Genomic DNA, 7,800 nt, shown 5'->3' on the forward strand with positions numbered 1-7,800 from the left:
CCCGAGCCTTCCGACAAAGGCTGGTTCAGTTGTTTCCAACCGTAGGTGCGGGGTACGACATCGAGCCGTACGCCTCGCCAACGGTGGATAAACCGTCTTCGATAGAAGCTATGAGGGAGTCTACAGACATCCGAACGGATGTTCGATAGGAGCGACGGCGGCGTGTTGCGGCCACTCAGCCAAGCCCGGTGCGGCTAGTTGTTCGCTTCGCGCAATCCGACGCCGTAACGCCGCTCCGCCGGAACGTCGCTCGCGTCGCACAGGGCATTCCAGATGGCGCGTGGCGCGACGCCGGATTTGATCGCCTGCTCTGCTGTGAGTCCGCCCACGTCGCCGAGAACGAGGTCGCGGGTGATGACGCGGCCGTAGGCCGCGCCGAACTCTTCTTCGACCGCTATCCGGAATTCACTCAATCGCACCGGTCAACCCTAACTGTGGAGACGAGAAGTTTCAGAAGCACAGCGGGAAACGACGAACGCCCCGGCGGTGACCGGGGCGTTCGAGCGAATCAGGGGCTGGGAGGAGGATGTTACCGGGAGACGAGATCCGCGTCGAACTCGGCGACGAGTTCGTCGGGAAGGGTGTCGGGGATTGTGGTGCCGAGATTGACACCTTCGATGATGGCGAGGCGATCGCCCACTTCACGCATGATCACCGAGATCGGCGTTTCGAGAGCATCCGCAACCGAGGCGAGGATTTCGGAGCTGGCCTCTTTCTGACCACGCTCCACCTCGCTGAGGTAGCCGAGTGCGACGCTCGCTTTGCTTGCGACCTGGCGAAGGGTGCGCCCCTTCTGCAAACGGAAGTCGCGGAGCACGTCACCGATTTCTTGACGAACTAGAACCATTGGACCCTCCTCTAAGACTTGTTGCCCTGATCCACAAAAGTGTATGGAGCAGTAACACTACATGCGCCGATACGTAAGTACTCTAACCAGAGCATTCTGTATGCCGCTTGTTAATCTGTTATCTGTAACGAGATCGAAACGCCGACTATTCCCGCCGGTAATCGGCGAGCAGGACCGCGAGTCGCACCAGTGATTCGGAGACGACGGCCGATCGGATGCCATCGCGCGTGCCCGAAAGATGCAGAGCGACGTTCGTCACTCGGGTTCCGATCGCGAAGCCGAGGTAGACCGTGCCGACGGGTGCGCCGTTTTGCGGCTCGGGGCCGGCGACGCCCGTGGTGGAGATGCCGATGTCGGCAGCGCGTCCGTCGACCGCGAGGGCGGACCGGACTCCCGCCGCCATCTGCTCGGCGACCAGCGGGTCGACGGCTCCGTTCGCGGCGAGCAGTTCGGCGTCCACGCCGAGCACGCTGTGCTTCAGGGCGGTGTTGTAGGCCACCACTCCCCCGTTGACCACGGCCGAGGCGCCGGGCGTGCGGACGAGCTCGGCGACGAGAAGGCCGCCGGTGAGAGACTCCGCGACCGCGATGGTGAGACCGCGCTGTGCGAGCAGCGCGACCACCTCGGCGCCGACATCGGTCACGGGTGTTGCTTCGCCCGCCGCGCCTGCACGAGGTACTCGATGCCGCTGTAGACGGTGAGGGCGAAGGCGATCGCCATCGCGATCCAGTTGACCCAGAGCACCCAATCGCCGAACACGGTGGCCAGCGGCAGCAGGAAGAGCGAGATCGCGACGGCCTGCGCGAGCGTCTTGAGCTTTCCGGTCTTCGACGCGGGCACGACCACCTTGGTGACGACGACCAGCCGCCACACGGTGATGCCGAGCTCGCGCACGACGATGATCAGCGTGACCCACCACCACAGCTCGCCGAGGATCGACAGCACGACGAGGGCGCTCAGCGTGAGGATCTTGTCGGCGATCGGGTCGAGCAGCACCCCGAGGTCGGTGACCAGGTTGCGGCTGCGGGCGATGTAGCCGTCGATGCCGTCGGTGGCGATCGCCACGATGAAGAGCACCGCCGCGATCCAGCGCACCGAGCCCATCTCGCCGCCGTCGAGCAGCAGAAGGTAGACGAACACCGGGGCCAGCAGGATGCGCACCACGGTGATGATGTTCGCGACGTTGCCGTTGCTGGCGGGGCTGTCTCCGGCGCGCCAGATGCGTCCGCTCATGGTGCTCTTACGCGGAGCGTGCGGAGTCGTGCCGTTTACCGGTTCAGTCGACACGAAGTTACTCCCGGTCAGTCAGGTTCCAGGCGTCATCGTCTGACGGCGCCTCGACCTCATCGTAACCGGCGAAACTCTCGTCAACGAGATCGGGGGCGTCGCGGCGCAGCAGGCTGTCGGGGGCGAGGGTCGCGGCCGGTGTGGGCGCCGCGGGCTCGTCTCCCCCGCGCAAGCGTGCCAGCACGGCGGGAAGCTGCTCCACGGTGACGAGCACGTCGCGCGCCTTCGAGCCCTCGGAGGGGCCGACGATCTCGCGGCTCTCGAGCAGGTCCATGAGGCGGCCGGCCTTCGCGAACCCGACGCGGAGCTTGCGCTGCAGCATCGAGGTCGAGCCGAACTGCGTGCTCACGATGAGTTCCGTCGCGGCGAGCAGCAGCTCGAGGTCATCGCCGATATCGGCGTCGACCACCTTCTTTTCGACGGTTACCGCGACATCCTCTCGATAATCCGGCTGGGCCTGGGCGATGACGTGCGCGACGACCGCGGCGATCTCGCTCTCCTGCACCCAGGCGCCCTGCACGCGGATGGCCTTGGAGGTGCCCATCGGCAGGAACAGCGCGTCGCCCTGGCCGATGAGCTTGTCTGCGCCCGGCTGGTCGAGGATGACGCGGGAGTCGGTCATGCTCGACACCGCGAACGCGAGCCGTGAGGGCACGTTGGCCTTGATGAGGCCGGTGACGACATCGACCGACGGGCGCTGCGTGGCGAGCACGAGGTGGATGCCCGAGGCGCGGGCGAGCTGCGTGATGCGCACGATCGAGTCTTCGACGTCGCGCGGCGCCACCATCATGAGGTCCGCGAGCTCGTCGACCACCACGAGCAGGTAGGGGTACGGCGAGAGCTTGCGCTCGCTGCCGACCGGCAGCACGATCTCGTTCGCGATGACGGCCTTGTTGAAGTCGTCGATGTGACGGAAGCCGAAGCTGGCGAGGTCGTCGTAGCGCATGTCCATCTCCTTCACGACCCAGGCCAGCGCTTCGGCGGCCTTCTTCGGGTTCGTGATGATGGGCGTGATGAGGTGCGGCACCCCCGCGTAGATCGAGAGCTCGACGCGCTTCGGGTCGATGAGCACCATGCGCACCTCGGCGGGCGTGGCCCGCATGAGCACCGAGGTGATCATCGAGTTGACGAAGCTCGACTTACCCGAGCCGGTCGAACCGGCGACGAGCAGGTGGGGCATCTTCGCGAGGTTCGCGACGACGAATCCGCCCTCGACGTCTTTGCCGAGCCCGATGGTCATGGGGTGGGTGCTGCGGGTGGATGCACCGGACGTCAGTACATCGCCGAGCGAGACGATCTCGCGGTCTTTGTTCGGGATCTCGACGCCGATGGCGCTCTTTCCGGGGATCGGCGAGAGGATGTTGACCTCGTTGCTCGCGACCGCGTAGCTGATGTTCTTGGCCAGCGCGGTAACCCGCTCGACCTTGACACCGGGGCCGAGCTCGAGGTCGTAGCGGGTGACCGAGGGGCCGCGGCTGAAACCGGTGACCGAGGCATCCACCTGGAACTGGCGCAGGACCTCCGTGATCGACGCGACAACCTCGTCGTTCGCCGCGCTGCGCGACTTGGGCGGGGTTCCGGGGGTGAGCATGGATGACGCGGGCAGGCGGTAGGGCGCGCTGGGGCCCCGGTGCGGGATCGACGGCGTGCGGAGGGGCGGCTGCTGGGCGCCCTCGAACTCGCCGGCGTTGCCCTTCTCGCTCGTCGTGGTGGTGAACCCGGGAAGCGGCGCGACCGCGGTCGGCGTGTCTTCGCGCACGACGACGCCGGTCTCCACCTCGCCGGTGAACCGCTTGACCGCCTCTTCGGCGCGTACGAGCTCTTCGAGCAGTTCGATGCCGAAGTCGCCGTCTTTCGCGTGATTGAGGTCGAGCACCTCGGTCTCGCCGCTCGGCGTGTTCTTGTCGGTCTGCCCTGATGTGGGCTTCACCACCGGTGAATCGAACGCGGCCTGGTCGCTGCTCGACTCGGTCTTGCTGCGGCGCCACCACGGAACGCTCGCGGGATCGGCGTCGTAGTCGTTCTCGACGCCGAGGTCGCCGAGCGAGCCGAACTTGCCCGAGTTGTTGTTGTCACTCTTATCGTTCTTGTCGCCCTTGGCGGCGGCTGGCTTCTCTTCGAGCTCTGCGCCAAACAGGTAGGCGTAGAGCTCGCGGAGGCGGTCGCCCAGTCGGTTCGGCGGGGTCTTGGTGATGATGAAGAGCGAGAGCACGAGCAGCACGACGACGACCGGAACCGCGACCCACTCGGTGGCGAGCAGCAACGGGGCCGCGAGCAGCCAGCCGAGCACTCCCCCGGCGGCGGCGATCTCGGTGGCGACGAGCGGCCAGCCGGGCTGGCCGCCGAAGATGTGGCACAGCGCGCTGATCGTCGTGAGCAGGATGGTGAGGCCGATGCCGATACGGCCGTTGTCGTGCACGCTCGCGGGGTGCCGGAACAGCCAGACGGCGAAGACGAGCATGATCACGGGCAGGGCGAAGGCCACGCGGCCGAACAGGCCGCCGAACGTGTAGGCGTCGAGCGCGATCGCTACGGGGTCGAGCGGACTGAACCACTCGATGACCGCGCCGGCAACGGCGAGCAGGAAGAGGAAGAAGGGGAAGCCGTCGCGACGTTCGTCTTTCGCGAGGGTCTCTCTGCCGAGCACGCGGGCCGCACCGCCCACGACGTGGGCGAGACCGAAGTAGGCGCGACTCAGCAGGCCCGGCTCGTCGCTCGGTGCCTTCTTCGGCACGGGAAGCTTCTTGGTCGCAACGTTCTTGGTGGCGGTCGACTTTGCCGCCGGGCGCGCCCGAGTCGACGTCGTGCGCGCACGCGAGGTCGCTTTGGTACTCGTAGCCATGCGTTCACGGTACCGTCGGGTGCCGTCATCGGTCGGTTAGCCGGGGGTGCGTGTTGGTTCAGGCCGGGCATGAGTATGGGGTCTGCGCCGCGGACGGCACAGACCCCATAGGTCTCGATTCGGTGGTCTCGATACGGCCGCAGAGCGACCTACTCGACCGGCGAGGCGATTACGCCTCGATGACGACCGGAACGATCATCGGCTTGCGACGGTGCTGCGTGTTGACCCAGCGGCCGACCGTGCGGCGCACGACCTGCGTCAGGGCGACGTTGTCGCGCGTGCCGTTCTTCGCCGCGTCTTCCAGGGCCTTGATGACCTGCGGGATGACGGCGTCGAACACGGCCTCGTCTTCGGCGAAACCGCGGGCCTGGATTTCCGGACCGACGAGAACCTTGCCGGTCTGCTTGTCGACGGCCACGAAGATGGAGATGAAGCCCTCCTCGGAGAGGATGCGGCGGTCCTTGAGGTCGGCCTCGGTGATCTCGCCGACGCTCGAGCCGTCGACGTAGACGAAGCCGAGGTCGAGCTGGCCGACCTGATGAACGTAGCCGTCCTTCATGTCGAGCACGGTGCCGTCTTCGGCGATGAACGTGTTCTCTTCGGGCACACCGGTCTGAATTGCGAGGTTCGCGTTGGCCACGAGGTGACGCTGCTCGCCGTGCACGGGGAGCACGTTCTTCGGCTTGAGGATGTTGTAGCAGTAGATAAGCTCGCCGGCGGCCGCGTGGCCGGAGACGTGCACCTTGGCGTTGCCCTTGTGAACCACGTTCGCCCCGAGCTTCATGAGCCCGTTGATCATGCGGTAGACGCCGTTCTCGTTGCCGGGAATGAGGCTCGACGCGAGGATGATCGTGTCGCCCTTGCCGATGACGATCTGGTGCTCCTGGTTTGCCATGCGCGAGAGCACGGCCATGGGCTCGCCCTGGCTTCCGGTCGACATGTAGACGAGCTTGTTGTCGGGCAGGTTGACTGCCTTCTTCGCGTCGATCAGCACGTCCTTCGGAACCTTGAGGTAACCGAGGTCGGCCGCGATGCCCATGTTGCGCACCATCGAGCGGCCCATCAGCACGACCTTGCGGTCGTTGGCATAGGCCGCGTCGAGCACCTGCTGCACGCGGTGCACGTGGCTCGAGAAGCTCGCGACGATGACGCGGCGGGGAGCACGGGCGATGACCGACTCGAGAACCGGGCCGATGTCGCGCTCGTTCGGCGTGAAGCCGGGAACGTCGGCGTTGGTGGAGTCGCTCATGAACAGGTCGAGGCCCGTCTCGCCGATGCGGGCGAACGCGCGCAAGTCGGTGATGCGGTCGTCGAGCGGAAGCTGGTCCATCTTGAAGTCACCGGTGTGCAGCACGGTTCCGGCCTTCGTCGTGATGCACACGGCGAGGGCGTCGGGGATCGAGTGGTTCACGGCGATGAATTCGAGGTCGAACGGGCCCATGCGCTCGAGGTCGCCCTCGGCGACGGTGAGCGTGTAGGGCACGATGCGGTGTTCCTTGAGCTTCGCCTCGATGAGGGCGAGCGTCAGGGTGGAACCGATGAGCGGGATGTCCGCGCGCAGCTTGAGCAGGTAGGGCACCGCGCCGATGTGGTCTTCGTGGCCGTGCGTGAGCACGACGCCGATGATGTCCTGCAGGCGGTCCTTGATCGGGCTGAAGTCGGGAAGGATCAGGTCGACGCCGGGCTGGTGCTCTTCGGGGAAGAGCACGCCGCAGTCGACGATGAGGATCTTGCCGTCGATCTCGAACGTGGTCATATTGCGGCCGATTTCGCCGAGACCGCCGATCGGGGTGATGCGCAGGGTGCCGGGCTTGAGCTTGGCGGGCGTGTAGATAGTGGAGGGCATGCGGTCCTTTTTTGTTGAGCTATGGGGTCTTCATCCCCGTGGTGAAAGTCTTCTAGCGGGTGGTGCCGGCGACCTTGGGCAGGGCACCGCCGGCGGCGGCGTTGCGGTCGGGGCGGAAGTTGCGGAAGTCGACGCCGGCGATGTCTTTTACGAGATCGATCTCGTCTTCGATCTGCGCGGCTTCCCACTCCTCCGGCCCTACGAGGGGCAGTCGAACGCGGGGCGAGCCGATGCGGCCGAGGCCGTGCAGCACGTATTTCGTCGACACCGTTCCGGGCACGTGGGTCATGATGGCGCGCACGAGGGGCTCGAGCGCCTTGTGGGCCGCGGTCGCGGCGATGAGGTCGCCCGCGTTCACGGCGTCGATCATGTGGCGGTACGGCATGGGGGCGATGTTCGCAGTCACGCCGATGAGGCCGGTGGCGCCGATGGAGAGGCTCGGCAGTGCGTTGGCATCGTCGCCGCAGAAGTAGATGAGGTCGGTCTGGTTGAGCACCCGGCTCACCTCGGCGAGGTCGCCCTTGGCGTCTTTGATCGCGAGGATGTTCGGGTGCTTCGAGGCGCGCAGGATCGTCTCGTACTTGATCGGGATGCCGGTGCGGCCGGGGATGTCGTAGAGGATGACCGGCAGGTCGGTGGCGTCGGCGATCATGCGAAAGTGTGTGAGCACTCCGGCCTGGGTCGGCTTGTTGTAGTACGGCGTGACGATCATGTTGCCGTCGGCGCCGGCCTTTTCACTCTTCTTCGCGAGCTCGATGGCGTGCGCGGTCTCGTTGGATCCGCCGCCGGTGATGATCTTGGCGCGGCCGCCGGCCATGGACTTGGCGACCTCGACGAGCTTCAGTTTTTCGGGGTCGGTGAGGGTGGATGTCTCGCCGGTGGTACCGGTCACGACGATGCCGTCCGCCCCGTCGGTGATCACGCGATCGATGTGCTTCTCGACGTCGTTCCAGTCCACTTCGCCGTCGGGTGTGAACG

7 protein-coding genes are annotated in these 7,800 nt (G+C 66.0%); all 7 read right to left on the reverse strand.

Going from position 1 to position 7,800, the window contains the following annotated elements:
* Positions 1-194 precede the first annotated feature (194 nt).
* Positions 195-419, reverse strand: coding sequence for a DUF3046 domain-containing protein (locus ACLQ6X_RS09325; RefSeq protein WP_411699894.1), 225 nt, complete (start codon positions 417-419; stop codon positions 195-197).
* Positions 420-529: 110 nt separating this feature from the next.
* A complete protein-coding gene (locus ACLQ6X_RS09330) occupies positions 530-847 on the reverse strand; it encodes a helix-turn-helix domain-containing protein (RefSeq protein ID WP_188509111.1) in 318 nt (105 codons plus the stop codon).
* Positions 848-992: 145 nt separating this feature from the next.
* Positions 993-1,490 carry a CinA family protein gene (locus ACLQ6X_RS09335; RefSeq protein ID WP_411699895.1) on the reverse strand — a complete coding sequence of 166 codons (498 nt, stop codon included), beginning with the start codon at positions 1,488-1,490 and terminating at the stop codon, positions 993-995.
* Positions 1,487-2,080 carry a CDP-diacylglycerol--glycerol-3-phosphate 3-phosphatidyltransferase gene (gene pgsA, locus ACLQ6X_RS09340; RefSeq protein ID WP_411699896.1) on the reverse strand — a complete coding sequence of 198 codons (594 nt, stop codon included), beginning with the start codon at positions 2,078-2,080 and terminating at the stop codon, positions 1,487-1,489. Before pgsA ends, ACLQ6X_RS09335 begins: the two co-directional genes overlap by 4 nt.
* Positions 2,081-2,138: 58 nt before the next feature.
* Positions 2,139-4,976, reverse strand: coding sequence for a DNA translocase FtsK (locus ACLQ6X_RS09345; protein WP_411699897.1), 2,838 nt, complete (start codon positions 4,974-4,976; stop codon positions 2,139-2,141).
* Positions 4,977-5,145: 169 nt separating this feature from the next.
* On the reverse strand, positions 5,146-6,822 hold the full coding sequence (locus tag ACLQ6X_RS09350; RefSeq protein ID WP_411699898.1) for a ribonuclease J: 1,677 nt from the start codon (positions 6,820-6,822) through the stop codon (positions 5,146-5,148).
* A 52-nt stretch (positions 6,823-6,874) separates the two neighbouring features.
* A partial coding sequence (dapA, locus tag ACLQ6X_RS09355) for a 4-hydroxy-tetrahydrodipicolinate synthase (RefSeq protein ID WP_411699899.1) occupies positions 6,875-7,800 on the reverse strand: 926 nt, incomplete at its 5' end.

Source organism: Conyzicola sp. (assembly GCF_046714715.1).
Taxonomy (GTDB): Bacteria; Actinomycetota; Actinomycetes; order Actinomycetales; family Microbacteriaceae; genus Conyzicola.

Coding starts and splice junctions, on each gene's coding strand:
- ACLQ6X_RS09330 (WP_188509111.1), bottom strand. CDS start 847: ATGGTTCTAGTTCGTCAAGAAATCGGTGACGTGCTCCGCGACTTCCGT.
- pgsA (WP_411699896.1), bottom strand. CDS start 2,080: ATGAGCGGACGCATCTGGCGCGCCGGAGACAGCCCCGCCAGCAACGGC.
- ACLQ6X_RS09345 (WP_411699897.1), bottom strand. CDS start 4,976: ATGGCTACGAGTACCAAAGCGACCTCGCGTGCGCGCACGACGTCGACT.
- ACLQ6X_RS09350 (WP_411699898.1), bottom strand. CDS start 6,822: ATGCCCTCCACTATCTACACGCCCGCCAAGCTCAAGCCCGGCACCCTG.